The following is a 15,538-nucleotide window of genomic DNA, read 5'->3' as shown; positions in this document are numbered from 1 at the left end:
TGAAAGTATTTTTATGGGAACGGGTGGTGCAAACGGATCACTGGACCGGCTTCTCGTAGTGCGTGTCCATCTCGAACTTGCCCTGGAGGTAACAGATGCGCTTGATGATTTCCGAGAGGCCCTGCACGAACATCATGCCGAAGCCCAGCGGCAGCAACAGCATCGCGGGCCAGCGGATCAGGCCGCCCGCGTTGCCCGAGACTTCCCCGGAGCGGTACATGCTCATGAACAGCGGCCAGCTCAGGTAGGCCATCAGGCCCATCACCGGCAGCAGGAAGAAGACCAGGCCGAAAATGTCCACATAGACCGGCCCGTTGCCCTTGAGCTTGCCGTAGATGATGTCGACCCGGACGTGCTCGTTGAGCTTGAGCACCACGGGCGCGCCCAGCATGACGGTGCCGGCGAACAGATACCACTGGATTTCGAGCCAGCCGTTGGAGCTGATGTCCAGGCCGTAGCGTACAAAGGCGTTGCCGGCTGAAATCAGCGCGGCAAACAACACCGTCCAGGCGGCGATCTTGCCCAGCCGCGTGGTCAGCCAGTCATAGGCCAGTGCGAGTTTGAGAAGTGCGGACACGGGGGATGTCTCCGATCAGTTTTTTGAATGAGAAAGTACCCACCGGGTACGCCGAGGCATGAATGGTACGACGGATGCCCGCCGCCGCACTGAATAAAGACTGACAAAAAATTTCCGGGTTTACCCTAGGGGTATTGCGCCTGTGGCAGGCCTTCTGCCTCTTTTTTCAGCGAACGGCCATTCCCCGGCCCGTGGCGACTTCCCCAATCACAGCCGCATCCCCAAACCCCTGGTCCCGGAAAATCCCCAGCACTTCGTCCGCGCTGTCCGCGCTGCAGGACACCAGCAGGCCGCCCGAAGTCTGCGGGTCGCTCAGCAAGGCCTTGTCCACCTCGCCGAAGCCGGCCGGCAAGCTCACCTCGCTTCCATAGCTGGCCCAGTTGCGGCCTGAGGCGCCCGTCACGCAGCCTTGCGCCGCGAGTTCGCGCGCGCCGGGGATCAGGGGGACGCGCTGCCAGTCGATGCGCAGCTGCAGGCCGGCGCCGCGCGCCAGTTCCAGGCCGTGGCCGGCCAGGCCGAAGCCTGTGATGTCGGTCAGTGCGTGCACGCCTTCCATGCGCGCCAGGGCGATGCCGGGTTTGTTGAGCTGCGTGGTGAGCGCGACCATGCGGGCGTAGCCCTGGGCATCGAGCTTTTCCTTTTTCAGCGCCGCCGAGAGTATGCCCACGCCCAGCGGCTTGCCCAGCACCAGCACGTCGCCGGCGCGCGCGCCGGAATTCTTCTTGACGCGCGAAGGATGCACCAGGCCCATCACCACCAGGCCGTAGATGGGCTCCACCGAGTCGATGGTGTGGCCGCCCGCGATCGGGATGCCGGCGTCACGGCAGGCGTCCTGGCCGCCGCGCAGGATGGCGCCTATGGTTTCCAGCGGCAGCACGTTGACGGGCATGCCCACCAGTCCCAGCGCCATGATGGGCGTGCCGCCCATGGCGTAGACGTCGCTGATCGCGTTGGTCGCGGCGATACGCCCGAAGTCGTAGGGATCGTCCACGATGGGCATGAAGAAGTCGGTGGTGGCGATCAGCGCCTGCTCGTCGTTGAGTTGGTACACGGCCGCGTCGTCGGCGGTCTCTATGCCCACCAGCAGTTGCGGCGGAATGTTCAGGCCCGGCAGGTTGCCCGAATTTTTCAGGATCTCGCTGAGCACGCCGGGCGCGATCTTGCAGCCGCAGCCGCCGCCGTGCGAGAGGCTGGTGAGCCGGGGTGCGGCGGATGGCTTGGGCGTATCTGGCTGGGTCATGGTGCAACTTTCAAATCGAAGGTGGCGTGGAAGGCGCATCGGGCACATCGCGTGCGCTTGCACGGCACAAGTGCATCAAGTTTATGGCAAGCCCTGGTGCCGGCCGTGTGGTGGGAGCGGCCGCTTCATTCACGGCGAATCACAGGACTGCGCGCAAGGGAAATTTTCACGCGCGCTTCTGTGCGCTTCTGTAATTGCCTGTAATCGCTTTGCCCATGAGCCTTCCCTAGAGTAGCACCACTGAAACGCAAAGGCCCGCGGGCCCCGAGCAGACAAGCCACCAAGGGAATCACCATGGATATCAAACTGCGATTCGTCAACAAGTCCAACGACGGCAACAAGTCCGAGGTGGTGATCTACCAGAAGAACGTGCTGACCAACATGGCCTCGCTGTCCGTGGCCTGGAAGGTGATCCGCTACTGCGGGCGCGACTGCACCCACCCTTTTGTTTATCCCGACGGCTACGAGGTGTCCATCACCGACGAGCACGCCAACTTCACGCCGCGCCTGAAGGCCAAAAACGGCCAGATGCTGAGCCTGGTCCAGACCCCCACCGGCAGCCGGCGCCTGTTGTACACAGGACCGGCCGGCGCATCGACCGAGCTTGACGTGCTCAATGACATGAGCCAGGGCGCGGTCGATGTCTGCATCTTCAAGGACGGCCGCTTGATGGGCGTGAAGACCTCGGTCTCTCCCGGGCAGAAGGCGGTTTTCCAGTACCAGCCGGCGCTCTGGATAGGCGTGACCTCCGAGGTCGTGCAGGGCCAGCCGATCAGCTCCGCCGTGATGTCGGACATCAACACCGAGCTTTCGCTGATCGGCATCGCCAGCGCCGACATCGTGATGACCGGCGGCGGGCCGGGCGAGGGTTCGACAGCCTACGAATTCAATCTCGAAAACATCGTCCAGGCCTGAGGGAAACCGCCGGGACTGGACACGCAGGGTTCGCCGCCGGGGCAGCAGGGCAACGATGGCAAACGGGCAACGCACGGTGCGCTGCCATCTTTTTAATCAACAGGAGTAAACCATGGATATTGCGCTGAATTTCATCAACAACTCGAATGACGCGAACAACTCGGAGATCGTGATCTTCCAGAAGAACGTCGCGACCAACTTCGACGAGCTCGCGGTGGCCTGGCAGGTCATCCGCTACTGCGGCCAGGGTGACAACCATCCCTTCACCTTCCCCATGACCATGCAGGTCGGCGCCAGCGACAGCTACGGCAACTACACGCCGCAGCTGGACGCCCAGAACGGCCAGCTGTTCCAGATGGCGCTGACGACCTCGGGCGACCGCCTGGTGCCCGCCGGCGCCGGCACCAGCTCCAAGGAAGTGCAGGTGCTCAACAGCCTGCCCGTGGGCGCCATCAACGCCAGCATCTACAAGGACAAAAAGTTGCTGGCGATCAAGACCTCGATCGCGCCGCAGCAAAAAGCGGTGTTCGAGTTCAAGCCCACCATCTGGATCGGCGTGGCCTCGCAAATCGTGCAGGGCCAGGTCATGGACTCGGCGATCATCTCCAACATCAACACCGAGCTGTCCCTGCTGGGCATCGCCAGCGCCGACATCGTCATGACCGGCGGCGGCCCAGGCGCCAATTCGACGCCTTTCGCCTTCAACCTCGAAAACATCGTGATGTGCTAAACCCGCCTCGCCGGCGCCAGGCCCATGGGCCGCGCGCCGGCGTTGCGGGCCGCATGCCGATCCCACAGGAGCACTCGAGTGAACGAGATGGTCAAAAGAAGCTGGTCGGCCATGGACGGCTGCCTGGTTTTCGATTTCACCATCAACTGTGAGCCGGGCGACGGCAACCCGTCCATTGCCAACGTGTCTTGCAAGTCCGGCCCGGCCGACAGCCAGCTGGTCACCATCACACGGCAATGGCCGGCAAGGCCTTTTGAATTCAAGTTCCGTTCGGGCTGCTACGTCACGGGTTACCTGCAGCAGAGAACGCCGGTGCACATCGATGGCGTGACCAACACCGCCATCTTTGCCGACATCCACTACGGCATGAGGGGGCAGAACGACGACCACCATTTCGAGGGCATCATGGTGGCGTGCCCCACGCGCGGGCCGTTGCCGCCGCCAGGCCCGCCCTGGCCGCCGGGCCCGCCAGGCCCGCCCATTGAGCCGGCTCCCCCCATAGACCCGGTCGAGCCCCTTCCCATCGTCACCACCCATCCCGACGAACTGTTCCCTTATGTTTATGTGCGGCGCTGGCCCAAGCTGAGCGCCGACGACCTGCTTTACGGCTTCATCCGCTACGCCGAAGCCAGCCCGCCGTGGTGCGGTTTTTTTGGCGACCTGGTCAGCGCGCGCAACCAGCCGCAGGGCGCGCGCGAGGCCGCGCAGCAGCTTGCAGTGGACTTCATCGACGGCAGTGTTTACCCGAGCGACTTCATCCGCAACATGGACAGCCTTGCAGGCCCCGTCAGCCGCTTCCCCGAACTTTTTATGCGCCTGCCACCGCTGGAGGGCGCGCCGGCGGTCTGGCTGGACAAGGCCTGCGATCAGGTCTCGCGGCTGCTGTCGCGCTATGCGCTGGACTGGAGCTATTTTGATTCCGCCGCTTATGCCAAAACCCTGGACGGCGTCTGGCAGAGCTACTTTGCCCTGGTGATCACCCTGGGTTATGACACCGCGCTACTCGATGAATTGACCCGGGCGTTGTTGATGGCGCACCTGATCGAGGTGGCGTTGCAGCCCTTCGAAAGCATGGCCCAGGCCGGCGCCGCCGCCGGAGCAGCGACCGCCACAGGGGCTGACGGCAATCCCGCGCCGACATCCGTCGCCGCGGAGCCGCCCTTCCTGGCGACGACGCAGATCAATGCGCTGCTGCATGCCACGCCGGTGCTGAGCGAGCAGGTGTTTCCGCTGCCCGCGGCGCAGGGCGCCGAGGCGGCCTCGCCGCCACCGGCGCTGCCGGGCTGGATAGAGCCCTATGCCATAGGCGAGCTTCAGATGGTGCGCCAGCGCCTGCTGCGCTACCAGTGCGGCGAGATCGCGCGCATCGAGAACGTGATGCGCGGCGAGCGCCGCGAGGTGACCCACAAACGAACGCATCGCCAGCTCGACGAGCTGCGCCAAAGCAGCGGCGAAAAGCAGCTGCTGCAAAACGACGCGGCGGACGAACGCAGCAGCCTGCAGGAAGAGGCGCGCAAGACCGTGGCCGGGGTGGTGGAAACCAACCAGTACAACAATTTCACCAGCAGCTACGGCCCGCCCACGCAGGCCACGCTGGACGGTTCCTGGAGCAAGACGGTGCAGCCGGGCGCCGCGCCGGGGCTGGACGACACCACACGTTTTGCGCGCGACATCCTGAGCAAGACCGTCAACCGCATCAGCCGCAGCGTGAGCCTGACGCGCGCCAGCAGCACCATGAGCCAGACCGAGGACTCGGTGGTCAGCCTGGTCGACAACACGGCCGGCACGCACAGCCTGCGTGGTGTCTACCGCTGGCTCAACAAGGTGTACGAGGCCTGCGTCGTCAACTACGGCCAGCGCCTCATGATGGAGTTCATGGTGTGCAAGCCCGCCGCCGCTTTCATCGCGGGTGAGCAAGCCGTGGCCGGGCAGGACTTCGTCAAGCCCCTGCCGCCGCTGCGGCTGCACATCGCCACCTTCAAGGACATCCAGCCTGGCAACTACGCCGGCCTGGGCGCCTACTACGGCGTACTGGACCTGGCGCCGCCGCCGCTGGCCCAGCGTTTCGCCTCGGCCACCCTGCGCGACGGCGAGGAAAAGCAGATCGCGGTTCCCGCCGGCTACTGCGCCACCAAGGCCTTTGTCGCTTACGTCAGCGCACCCACCGGCCTGCCGGCGCCCGTGGTGCTGGTGGGGCGGCAGGCCATCACCCCGCCCGGCCCTCCGGAAGGAACCGCGCTGTCCGGCGAGGATGACAGCGTGCCGGTGTCGGTGCTCGATTACCCGCCCGGCATTTCCCCGCCCAGCGACGCGCAGGTGCAGGTCAACGTCGAGATCCAGTGCGCGCCTTCGGAGCGCTGCATGGACGAGTGGCGCATCCGTATTTACGCCGCCGTCATGCGCGCCTACCAGGAGCGGCTGGCCGCCTACCAGGTCCGCGTCGAGGGCGGCCCGCAAGGCCGCGCGGCCACACGTTCGCCTCTGGCGAACCGGCAGATCGAGCAGCGCGAACTCAGGAACGCCTGCCTGCGCCTGCTGCTGGAACGCATGCTCATGCTGACCGGCATGAACGAGCGGGGTTTCGCGCAGTCGCCGCCCTCGGAATTCGCCGTCTACGAGCCGCGCTACCTGCAGTTCTTTGACGAAGTGCTGGAGTGGAATGAAATGGCCTACAGCTTTTACGCCAGCCCCGGCCTGGGCGGCGGCTGTGGTGGCGGCGTGGAACTGGGCAGCCTGGCCGCCGACGACGATGCGCTGTTTGCGAGTTTTCTGCAGGCCGACCAGGCGCGCGTGCTGCTGCCGGTGCAGCCCGCGCACGTGATGGCTTTCCTGTATTTCTACTCGTCCGGCATGTTGTGGGCCTCGGCTGACCGGCTGGCACCGGCCAATCCGGTCGATGTCCCGCTGGTCAACGACCTCAAGCAGTCCGGGCCGCCGCGCCATCCGGTGCGGCCCATAGGCCCGTGCTGGGAAGTGCTGGTGCCCACGGCCATGCAGGTGCTGGACGAGACTTGTGCCGACGTGGTGCCCGGTGCGGCCATAGAGAGTTTGGGGAATACGCAGAGTCCGGGGAGTGCGGAAACATGATGGCGCCTGGCATGAGCCTTCCCTTCTTCGTGCGCCCGGGCTTTGGCGAGCTGCCGGTCGGCTCCGTCACGGCCTTTGCCGGTACCCTGGGCGCGGCCGACAGCGCCGGTTCGGCCAGTCCCGCGGCACCGCAGGACTACGTCACCGACCCGCTGGAGGCCTGGGGCTGGATGTTTTGCGACGGCCGCTCCTTGCCCACCTATGACTACCCCGAGTTGTTCGCGGTGCTGGGTTATGTCTACGGCGGCAGCGGCAACCAGTTCCAGATTCCCGACTACCGCGGGTATTTCCTGCGCGGCGTCGGCACGGGCACCCAGAACGATCCCGATATCGCCACGCGCCAGGTGCCGCCCGGCGGCCAGGGGCAAAGCAGCGGCGTGGGCTCGACCCAGTCCTTCGCCCTGCAAACCCATGCGCACGACTACGACAGCGCGCCCGCGCCGGCAACGCCTTCGTCCAGCGGCACGGCAGCCGGCGCTTCCACCAGCACCTCCACGCCGACCACCGGGCCGGTGACCACCCCGGGCCAGGCCGCGGTGCAGGTGAGCCTGTACGAAACGCGCCCGATCAACGTGTACGTCAACCACATCATCAAATTCACCTACGGTCTGGCGCCGCTCATTCGATGACCCCCGAGCATTTTTAACAGGAGAAACACCATGGCTTACAACAATGTCCGCTTCATAGGCTACGTGCTCGACACGGCGCCCGGCTTGAATCCCGATGGTTCGAACAGCTACCTCGGGCTGGACAAGCCGGAGCTTGACCTCGAGGCGCGCTGCTCGCTGATGTTCCGTGCCATGGACACCGCGTACGATGCGCTGCAGCAGTCCGCGTCGCCGCCCTCGTCGCCGCCAGTGCCCAGCGACACCCTCAATGTCTTCATGGCACCCGAGTTCTTTTTCCGGGGCCCGAACGGCGCCTACCGGATGGAGGACGTGCAGCAGATCATCGCCAGGCTGCAGGGCTACGCCGCCCTCGCGGACTGGGCCGACTGGATGTTCGCTTTCGGCACCATCCTGGGCGTGTCTTCGCCCACGCTCAAGACGCCGCCCTACGACATCGATCCGCTGGCCAACAAGGAGGTCTACAACTTCGCGCTGGTGCAACTGGGCGGCACGGCGGCACAGGGCGACGCCGGCGCGGTCGTCGTGATGAAAGAACTCATGTCGGGCGTGGACTTTCTTGCCACCGCGTCCGGCCCCAATAGCCTGCTGCTCGGGGAAGTCGACCACCTGGCGCCCTCGACCACGGGCGGCCCGGGGCGCGAGCAGCAGGTGCTCAACTACGACGGCGCTGGCGTGTTTTCGCTGGCCGGCATCACCTGGGGGCTGGAGGTCTGCCTGGACCATCGCGGTACCGTGCGCCGCTTGCAGAAGTCGCCGCAACTGCCGGGCGAAAACCTGATCCAGCTGCAGCTCGTGCCTTCCTGCGGCATGGGTGTGCAGGCTCCCAGCGTGGTCACGCAGTTCGGCGGTTATGTGTTCAACTGCGATGGCTCCGGCGCCGCGCGCCACTCCACGCTGGCCGAGCAGGTGCCGCCGCTGACGGATGTGCCGATGTCGTCCAGCACGCCGGTCCCCGATACCGAGATTGCGCTGAACAACGGGACCTCGGTGGACGTCAGCGATCTCTATCCCCACGGCCCCGGCGTGCTGAACTTCTATCCGGTGCGCGCCGTGCCGGCGCAGCAGACCGTGCCGGGCAATACCGTGCGGCTGTTCTGGCAGGCCAGCGCCGACTACCAGTTCGTCTTCCTGCTGATCTATGACGACAACGGCAACTATGTGACCATGCTCTGCGAGCCGCGCAGCAAGAAGACCAACTTCTACGGCAACAACTACTACCTGCCGCTGTCGCTGCAAACCCAGGATTCGCTCAAGCAGGGCGTGAGCATCCAGATGCGCCTGGCGGCCGGCAGCAGCCCTTACGCCGGCGCCGTCTGGTGCAAGATCAATGTGCCGGGCTTTGTCTTCGAAGGCAATGCCTTCGAGTTCAGCGCCACCATCTCAGGCCCGGCCCCCAGGACGGTCTGGTAAGCGGCAAGTGGAACCGCCCATGCAACAAGCCAAGCTCCTTCAGGCCGGCCCGCCTGCCGGCGACATGTCGCAGGAACTCAGCGTGTTCGTGCATCACCGCGCTTTTCGGGTCCGCGCCGGCCCTGCGCGCAGGGACTTCTGGCGCCGCGTGGGCGAGGGCCTGTGGGAGCCGCAGACCTTCGAGGTGTTCCAGCGTTTCCTGCGGCCCGACAAGTCCTACATCGACATGGGCGCCTGGATAGGGCCCACGGTACTGTACGGCGCCATGTTTTCGCGCCGCGCGCATGCCCTGGAGCCGGACCCTGTGGCTTTTGCCGAACTGGCGGCCAATGTCGAGGCGAATCCCGCGCTGCGGCCCAAAATCAACCTCTACCCCTACGGCATCAGCCCCCAAAGCGGGCCGCTGCGGCTCTACGCGGGAGGGCTTTATTTCGGCGAGCAAAGCCGCTTCGGCGACAGCATGTCGGGCATGCTGGCCGCGCCGGGTGCCGTCGGCCAGCCCTGCCGCGAAGTTCATGGCCTGGACCTGGAGAGCTTCCTGGCGCTCAATGCCATAGACGATTGCAACTTCATCAAGATGGACATCGAGGGCGGCGAGTACACGCTGATCCCCGGCCTGTGGCGGCGCCTGCCGCAATTGGGACTGCCCACGCTGTATGTTTCTTTTCACGCCCCCGAACCGGCGCGCCGCGAGGCGCTGATCCGCGCCTGCGCGGAGGAGTTGCTGCTGTGCTATCCGCGCTTTTACCGCTCGGTGAATGCCCAGGCGGTGGCGCTGGAGCAGTTGCTGGACGCGGTCAGCGACTGGAGCGACGAAACGCCGGGCAGCCCCTGGCGCACGCTCGAGGCGCTGCTGGGCGCGGGCCTGCTGGCCAGCCGCGAGGAGTGGTAGATGCCGGCAGCGCCAGAGCGCCAGATCCTGATCGGCGTGTATGTGGCCGCGCATGCCGATGCGCTGGCGGCCACGCTGGCCAGCCTGTTCGAGAACACACCCATGCCCTTTGGCCTGCGGCTGCTGCCGGACCCGGCCGACGAGGCCGAAGCCGTCGCGCTGCAGGCGCACTTTGACGCCCTGCCGGGCCTGGAGCAACTGCGCGGGCCAGTGCATGAAGGCGCGGCCGCGTGCTTTAACCGGCTGGTGGGCGTGCCGGCCGACATCTACGTCTTCCTGGAAAACGGCGCGCGAGTCACGCCGGGATGGCTGGAACTGCTGCTGGCCGCGCTTGACGCCGACCCCAGCCACGGCCTGGCCGGCCCCTCGACCAACCGCTGCTGGAACGAGCAGGCCGTGGCGCCGGCCTGCGGCGAGGCGCAGGACGCCCTGTGGAACCAGGCCGATGCGCTGGCAGCCAGGTTCGGCCATGCCTGCGTCACGCTGGAGCCGCTGCACAGCCTGTCCGACTTTTGTTATGTGGTGAGGAACGAGGTGGTGGCCGCCATAGGCGCGGCCGACACTGCCTATGCCCAGGGCCCGTGCTGGGAGATGGACTACAACATACGCGCCGCTCGGTCCGGTTTTCGCGGGGTCTGGGCTCAGGGCGCTTTTGTGCACAGGGCGCCGCCTTGCCCGCGGCGGTCCCGGCTGGAGGACAGCCTGCTGGAAACCAGCAAGCGTCTGTACCAGGACCGCTTCTGCGCCTGGCGCGGCGAGGCCCCCCATCCGCCCGCGCCTTACCACGCGCATTGCGCCGGCGAGCAGTGCCGCTACTTCGCCGTGCCCGAGCGCATGCGCATCTTCGTGCCGCTGTCCGCGGCCCTGGCCCCGCCGCAACCGGTGCCGGAGCCGGCACCGGTTGCCGAGGCGCCGCTGCTCAGCTGCATCATGCCCACACGCGGGCGGCCCGCCTTCGTCGAACAATCGATACGCTATTTCCAGCGCCAGGATTACCCGGCGCTGGAGCTCATCATTGTTTACGAGGAGGGCAGCGACCTGCCCGCCGGCATCAGCGACGCGCGCATACGCTGCGTGCGCGTGGCCCCCAGGACCAGCATAGGCGCCAAACGCAACGAGGCGGTGCGCCTGGCGCGGGGCGAGCTGGTCGCGCACTGGGACGACGACGACTGGTACGGCGAGCAGCGCCTGAGCCGCCAGGCCGCGCCCATCCTGCACAACATTGCCGACATCACGGGGCTGAACGACATGCTGTTCATGGCGCGGGCGCAGGCTGAGTTCTGGGCGCCCAGCCGCGCGCTGTTTCGCCGCATGTTCGTGGAAAACGTCAGCGGCGGCTCCCTGCTGTTCCGGCGCAGCCTGTGGGAGACCCACGGCCGCTATCCCGCCACCTCGCTGCGCGAGGATGCCGACTTCCTGCTCAAGGTCCTGGCCGGCGGCGCGCGCCTGTGCCGGGTGCCGGGACGCGAGCTGCACATCTATGTGCGCCACGACAACAACACCTGGAAATTCAGGGAAGGCCACTACCTGCAGCAAAACGCCTGGGCGCGTGTGCCGCAGCCGCCATGCCTGGAGCGCGACCGCGATTTTTATTTTCCGCCGGCCGCCGCGCCGGCGACCGCAGCGGCCGCGCGGCCGCTGGTGTCCTGCATCATGCCCACCGCCGACCGGCGCGACTTCGTGCCGCAGGCGATACGCAACTTCCTGGCGCAGGACTACGGCCCGCGCGAATTGATCGTGCTGGACGATGGACGCGACAGCGTGGCCGACCTGATCCCCTCGCATGAAGCCATCCACTACATGCGACTGGAGCGCAAGCTGAGCCTGGGCGCCAAACGCAACGTCGCCTGCGAGATGGCCCGCGGCGAGCTGATCGCGCACTGGGACGACGACGACTGGATGGCGCCGGGCTGGCTCAGCTCCCAGGTCAAGGCCTTGCTGGAGCAGGGGGCGGACATCTGCGGCCTGGACAAGGTGTTCTTCTATGCGCCCGAAGGGCGGCGCGCCTGGCAGTATGTGTACGACGGGCGCTCGCCCTGGGTCTGCGGCGGCACGCTCTGCTACCGCCGGGAATTCTGGCGCGGCGCGCCTTTTGCCGACATCAATGTGGGTGAAGACAACGCCTTCGTCTGGGCGCCTCAACACAAGCGCATCGCCGTCAACCCCGACCAGCATCTCTACGTGGCCCGGGTGCACGCCCGCAACACCAGCCCCAAGGAGACCCTGAACCGGCGCTGGCGCAGCTACCCGGTGGAGCAGGTCGAGCGCCTGATGCTCTGAGGCCGCGGGGGGCGGGCTGCTCTCATCCCTGGAGGTCGGCCATCAGCCGGAACACCCTTTCTTCCCCCGCATGCCGCGCGGCCGCCGTGCCCAGGTACTCCTCAAACTGCATGTTGGCCGCCAGTTCGCGGCGGGCATGCTGGCTGGCCACAATGGCGCCCGGCTCGGCCACGCTGTTCAGGTGCAGCGCGACGTTGGCGCCCTGGTTGCGGCTGGAGGCGTCGTGGCGCGAGGCCGGCCGCACGCTGTGGATGCCGCCCGATATTTCCAGGCGCACGCCGTGCTGGACTTCCAGCAGGCGGCTTCTGCGCTGCACGCGTGTGCACAGGTCTATGGCGGCGACGGCCGCCTGCTGCAGGTTCTGCGCGCTGCTCGCGCCCTGTTCGAAATGGAACAGCATGCAGTCGCCCAGTACCCCTGCGCTCTGGCCCTGGCCGCCTTGCACGGCGTTGGCGCACCAGCGCATCTGCTGCTCGCGCATCTCCTGCAGGTAGGGCAGGGCCAGCGAGGAATTGCGGGCCGGGTACAGGCGCAGGCCCACGCAGAGGATGCCCAGCGCATGCTCCGCGTCGGCGGGCTCGGCCGCGGGAATGTCCATGCTGTCCAGCGTCAGCTGCCGGGCGCCGCTGTCTGCGGGGACGCCGGGCGCCATCCAGGCCTGGCGCGCGCCGCGCAGCTGCGCCAGGCATTGCACGAGGTCAAGGTAGAGGCCCGCAGCATCGGACGCGCGTTGCCGCAGGTCTTTGTGCAGTGCCTGCCGCAGCAGCGGCGCCACCGGGTGGTCGGCCAGTTCCTCGGGCAGGGCGGCGGGTTCCGCGCTGAGCTGGCGCTGCAGCACCTCACCCACGTCCGCGCCCTGCACGCAGGGCCTGGCGCTCAGGCACTCGAGGAAGATCAGGGCCCACGCGTAGATGTCCGTTGCGGGCGTGCAAGGCTCTCCGCGCAGCTGCTCCGGCGCGCAGTAGGCGGGTGTACCCTCGGCACCGGTCACGAAGCGCGGCTCGCCCTTATGGCTGGCCAGCCCGAAGTCCAGCAGCTTGAGGTGCAGGGCCGTCCCGGTGGACACGACCATGAGGTTTTCGGGCTTGAGGTCGCGGTGCACCACCTGGTGCTGGTGCAAAAAGGTCAGGGCGTCCAGCAGCTGCGCCATCAGGGCCATGGTGTCCGGCAGGGGCAGGCCGCCGTTGCGCTGCAAAAAATCCCTCAGTGTCTCTCCCGGGATGAATTCAAGGACCGCGAAGATCAGCCCGCCCTCCGCCAGGCCCTTGTCGATGAGCCGCACCACGTGGGCGTGCTGCAGCATGGCCAGCACGCGGGTCTCCTGGTGCAGGCGCTGCTGCACGCGACGCCTCGTCGCTGGATTGTCCGCCGAAGCCGGATGGGGAATCTTGATGGCGACGAACTGCCCCGTGCTGCGCTGCCTGGCCTTGAACACCTGGCCTGACGCGCCTTGCCCCAGCAAACCCAGCGACTGGTACCCCGGCACGCCCACGGGGAAGCCGCGTGAGGGCACCCGTGTCATGGCGGAGAGAAATCAGGCCACGAGCGACTCTTCAGGAAAGCTCTGGTCGCCGGCCATCGGATCGAAGTCGGCCTCCAGCGCGGCGCCGCGCGTGATGCGAAAGCGCAGGTTGCCGAAACGCAGCGAGCCGCGGCGACGCTCTATCAGTTCGGGCACATGCGCGCCGGGCGGCAGCGCGAGCGCAAGCTGCTTCCTCATGCGAAAGATCTGGATGTTCAGGTGGCCGGGGTCCAGGCCCAGCATCTTGGCCAGGCGATCGAGTTCGACCCAGCCCTGCGCATGGGGTGCGAGCTGGCGCTGCGCATCGGCCAGCCGCAGGCGCGCCAGGATCAGCAGCGCATAGTGGTGCGAGCGTTCACCGAGGTTGAGGTGAAGGCCGGCGTCATGCAGCTCCAGCCACGCATGTTCCTCGTCCTGGCTCACCTTGAAGAAGAGCGCCGGTTGCGAGCGCCTCATCTGTGCCTTGTTTGCGGCCATGCAGTCCATGGTGGAGACCACTTCGGCCGCCAGCAGAAAGCACCAGACCTTGCCGGCAAAGCGGACCTCGTCGCCGTCTTCCAGGACCCAGCTGCCTTCAGGAGTGGTGCATACCCACTGGCCTTTTTCGCTGTGATGGATGGACAACTCGGCGGCCACTCCCTGCGGCAGGAGGTTGGATCGGCCCAGGGGGATGTAGGGCTCGTCATGGCCCAGCGGCCACAGCAGGTTGCGCGGCTGCGACAGGTCTTCCACCAGCCAGTCGGCCCCGCCTTCGTGCCCGAAGCTGATGGTGGCGCCCACGTGCAGTTCCAGGCCCTTGGTGCTGGAGAGCCGGGTGCCGTCGAGCAGGGTGCCGTTGCGGCTGTGGTCGCGCAGTTCCCAGGCCTTGCCGGTCCAGCGCACCGAGGCGTGCAACTGCGAGGCGTCCAGGTTTTCCAGCAGGGTGTCGGCGGAACGGCCCCGCCCAAAGACATGGTGTGTGCGCAAGTAAATCTTGCGCTGCGTGACGCGGTTTCTCAAAATAGCCACTTGTCTTCTCCCTCCTTGCCATCAAGCCTCATGGAAAGAGCCATCGCTCTGCGGCGCTGTGCATCCTGCCCGTGTTGAAAAACCGTATCGGTCGGCCGCAGTATCTGCGAGACGTTCGATCGTCGTCAAGCGCCGCGGCGCGTATTTACACAAGCGCGCCGTTTGGGCATTAATTGCCTTGATTTAAATCTCACAAGGCCTGCGCATTTATCGGGAACCAGCCCTTGCCGGGATGCGCAATCCCTGGCGGGGCGGCGCGTGCCATGCGCGCCTTGTGTCCATGCACAGCATGACGTAAATCCCGGCGCAGTTCAATCGGGACTTGCGCCTGTAACGCTGGCGCATTGCCACTTGCAGGCAGTTGCCGACGGCAGCGCGCATGCGCCTTTAAGTCAAAACGTTGCGTCGAAAAAAATGCGCGAGCCCGTTTGAATCTCAAAGTGTTAGGGCGCGCGCTGCGCGACGCTCGCTGCCTGTAATGCCGTGTAATCGCCAGCGCGTGGATACGTGCCGACAATTTGTCCAGCGAGGTGGCGGCTGCCATTCGCGGCAATTTCATTCACGGAGAAGCCCATGCCTTATCTCAGCAATGCCCAACGCAACCTGCTGGCGCCCGCCGGTGAAGACCATCCGCGCGATGGTGAAACCGTGCCGACTTCGGACCAGGCGCCCTTCATCTATACCGCCTGCTGGGGCTGGGCCCTGACCGGCGAGTACGAGAGTGCCGACAACGCCTATACCGCGCCTACCATCTACAACTCCGACGAGGGCGCTTTTGTGTTCGACAACGAGCGCGTGCCGACCGGCCTGAACGACGACTTCTTCAACACCACCGACATCATCTTTCCGCAGACGGTGCCCTATCACCAGGTGTTGGCCGACAACCTTCAAGCCGCGCTGGACGGCGACGAGGACGCGCAGGGTGCGTGCCGCGTGGCGTTGATGACCATCACCGCGCAGCTCAACGGCCACACGGTGCTGGGCGCGGATGGCTCGGCCGTCTACACCATGATCATGAAAACCCGCAGCTGGTACGGCTGGGACCACTGGGCGCTGGGCGTGCAGGCCACAGACGGCGTGACCACCACTTTCCAGCAGAAGGTCAGCGGCAGCCTGGCGAGGCCGCGGCCGCTGAAATACAACTGCGGCACGGTGTGGGATGAAGGCCTGACGGAAACGGTGCTCAGGATAGACGGCCTGCTGCAGGCGCAGGTCAACATGCTCAACAACGTGGTCTGAGGGGGCGGG

General features: G+C 66.2%; 13 protein-coding genes. 8 read left to right on the top strand and 5 right to left on the bottom strand.

The window, feature by feature from the left end; translation table 11 throughout:
* Positions 1-37 precede the first annotated feature (37 nt).
* Together ACEN8I_RS07425 and selD are read right to left on the bottom strand one after the other, a co-directional pair.
* Positions 38-577: a TRAP transporter small permease subunit gene (locus tag ACEN8I_RS07425; RefSeq protein ID WP_413327668.1), complete on the bottom strand. Its 540-nt coding sequence runs from the start codon at positions 575-577 to the stop codon at positions 38-40.
* Positions 578-743: 166 nt separating this feature from the next.
* Positions 744-1,817 carry a selenide, water dikinase SelD gene (gene selD, locus ACEN8I_RS07420; RefSeq protein ID WP_413327667.1) on the bottom strand — a complete coding sequence of 358 codons (1,074 nt, stop codon included), beginning with the start codon at positions 1,815-1,817 and terminating at the stop codon, positions 744-746.
* Positions 1,818-2,111: 294 nt separating this feature from the next.
* On the opposite strand from selD, the gene ACEN8I_RS07415 reads away from it, so the two are divergent.
* The 7 genes from ACEN8I_RS07415 (at position 2,112) to ACEN8I_RS07385 (ending at position 11,760) form a co-directional block, all read left to right on the top strand.
* Positions 2,112-2,732, top strand: coding sequence for a hypothetical protein (locus ACEN8I_RS07415; RefSeq protein WP_413327666.1), 621 nt, complete (start codon positions 2,112-2,114; stop codon positions 2,730-2,732).
* Between the two features lie 112 nt (positions 2,733-2,844).
* Positions 2,845-3,462 (top strand): hypothetical protein, encoded by a 618-nt coding sequence (locus ACEN8I_RS07410; protein ID WP_413327665.1) that lies wholly within the window; start codon positions 2,845-2,847, stop codon positions 3,460-3,462.
* A gap of 87 nt (positions 3,463-3,549) precedes the next feature.
* Positions 3,550-6,549, top strand: a complete 3,000-nt coding sequence (locus ACEN8I_RS07405; RefSeq protein ID WP_413327783.1) for a hypothetical protein — start codon at positions 3,550-3,552, stop codon at positions 6,547-6,549.
* Positions 6,550-6,560: 11 nt separating this feature from the next.
* On the top strand, positions 6,561-7,178 hold the full coding sequence (locus tag ACEN8I_RS07400) for a phage tail protein (protein WP_413327664.1): 618 nt from the start codon (positions 6,561-6,563) through the stop codon (positions 7,176-7,178).
* A gap of 30 nt (positions 7,179-7,208) precedes the next feature.
* A complete protein-coding gene (locus ACEN8I_RS07395) occupies positions 7,209-8,588 on the top strand; it encodes a hypothetical protein (protein ID WP_413327663.1) in 1,380 nt (459 codons plus the stop codon).
* 19 nt (positions 8,589-8,607) lie between these two features.
* Positions 8,608-9,480 (top strand): FkbM family methyltransferase, encoded by an 873-nt coding sequence (locus ACEN8I_RS07390; protein WP_413327662.1) that lies wholly within the window; start codon positions 8,608-8,610, stop codon positions 9,478-9,480.
* Positions 9,481-11,760, top strand: coding sequence for a glycosyltransferase (locus tag ACEN8I_RS07385; protein ID WP_413327661.1), 2,280 nt, complete (start codon positions 9,481-9,483; stop codon positions 11,758-11,760).
* Between the two features lie 22 nt (positions 11,761-11,782).
* Here the strand turns inward: ACEN8I_RS07385 and ACEN8I_RS07380 are convergent, their stop codons facing one another.
* The 3 genes from ACEN8I_RS07380 to ACEN8I_RS07370 all read right to left on the bottom strand — a co-directional run bounded on the left by ACEN8I_RS07380 (position 11,783) and on the right by ACEN8I_RS07370 (position 14,834).
* Positions 11,783-13,282: a protein kinase domain-containing protein gene (locus ACEN8I_RS07380; protein WP_413327660.1), complete on the bottom strand. Its 1,500-nt coding sequence runs from the start codon at positions 13,280-13,282 to the stop codon at positions 11,783-11,785.
* A gap of 12 nt (positions 13,283-13,294) precedes the next feature.
* Positions 13,295-14,290, bottom strand: a complete 996-nt coding sequence (locus tag ACEN8I_RS07375) for an FHA domain-containing protein (RefSeq protein WP_413327659.1) — start codon at positions 14,288-14,290, stop codon at positions 13,295-13,297.
* A gap of 190 nt (positions 14,291-14,480) precedes the next feature.
* Complete coding sequence (locus ACEN8I_RS07370; RefSeq protein ID WP_413327658.1) at positions 14,481-14,834, bottom strand: hypothetical protein; 354 nt, start codon at positions 14,832-14,834, stop codon at positions 14,481-14,483.
* A gap of 29 nt (positions 14,835-14,863) precedes the next feature.
* Between ACEN8I_RS07370 and ACEN8I_RS07365 the strand changes: the two genes are divergently transcribed.
* The gene (locus ACEN8I_RS07365) at positions 14,864-15,529 is read left to right on the top strand and encodes a hypothetical protein (RefSeq protein WP_413327657.1); all 666 of its coding nucleotides are present in this window, start codon (positions 14,864-14,866) and stop codon (positions 15,527-15,529) included.
* Positions 15,530-15,538 lie beyond the last annotated feature (9 nt).

Source organism: Polaromonas sp. CT11-55 (assembly GCF_047303325.1).
Classification (GTDB): domain Bacteria; phylum Pseudomonadota; class Gammaproteobacteria; order Burkholderiales; family Burkholderiaceae_C; genus Polaromonas.
The sequence above is the reverse complement of the archived record's forward strand: the minus strand, read 5'-3'. Positions and strand labels throughout refer to the sequence as shown.

What these genes read in the sequence shown, in the direction of transcription:
- selD (WP_413327667.1), bottom strand. Translation starts at nt 1,817, where the DNA reads ATGACCCAGCCAGATACGCCCAAGCCATCCGCCGCACCCCGGCTCACC.
- ACEN8I_RS07380 (WP_413327660.1), bottom strand. Translation starts at nt 13,282, where the DNA reads ATGACACGGGTGCCCTCACGCGGCTTCCCCGTGGGCGTGCCGGGGTAC.
- ACEN8I_RS07395 (WP_413327663.1), top strand. Translation starts at nt 7,209, where the DNA reads ATGGCTTACAACAATGTCCGCTTCATAGGCTACGTGCTCGACACGGCG.
- ACEN8I_RS07385 (WP_413327661.1), top strand. Translation starts at nt 9,481, where the DNA reads ATGCCGGCAGCGCCAGAGCGCCAGATCCTGATCGGCGTGTATGTGGCC.
- ACEN8I_RS07365 (WP_413327657.1), top strand. Translation starts at nt 14,864, where the DNA reads ATGCCTTATCTCAGCAATGCCCAACGCAACCTGCTGGCGCCCGCCGGT.
- ACEN8I_RS07410 (WP_413327665.1), top strand. Translation starts at nt 2,845, where the DNA reads ATGGATATTGCGCTGAATTTCATCAACAACTCGAATGACGCGAACAAC.
- ACEN8I_RS07370 (WP_413327658.1), bottom strand. Translation starts at nt 14,834, where the DNA reads ATGGCAGCCGCCACCTCGCTGGACAAATTGTCGGCACGTATCCACGCG.
- ACEN8I_RS07405 (WP_413327783.1), top strand. Translation starts at nt 3,550, where the DNA reads ATGGTCAAAAGAAGCTGGTCGGCCATGGACGGCTGCCTGGTTTTCGAT.
- ACEN8I_RS07400 (WP_413327664.1), top strand. Translation starts at nt 6,561, where the DNA reads ATGAGCCTTCCCTTCTTCGTGCGCCCGGGCTTTGGCGAGCTGCCGGTC.
- ACEN8I_RS07390 (WP_413327662.1), top strand. Translation starts at nt 8,608, where the DNA reads ATGCAACAAGCCAAGCTCCTTCAGGCCGGCCCGCCTGCCGGCGACATG.
- ACEN8I_RS07415 (WP_413327666.1), top strand. Translation starts at nt 2,112, where the DNA reads ATGGATATCAAACTGCGATTCGTCAACAAGTCCAACGACGGCAACAAG.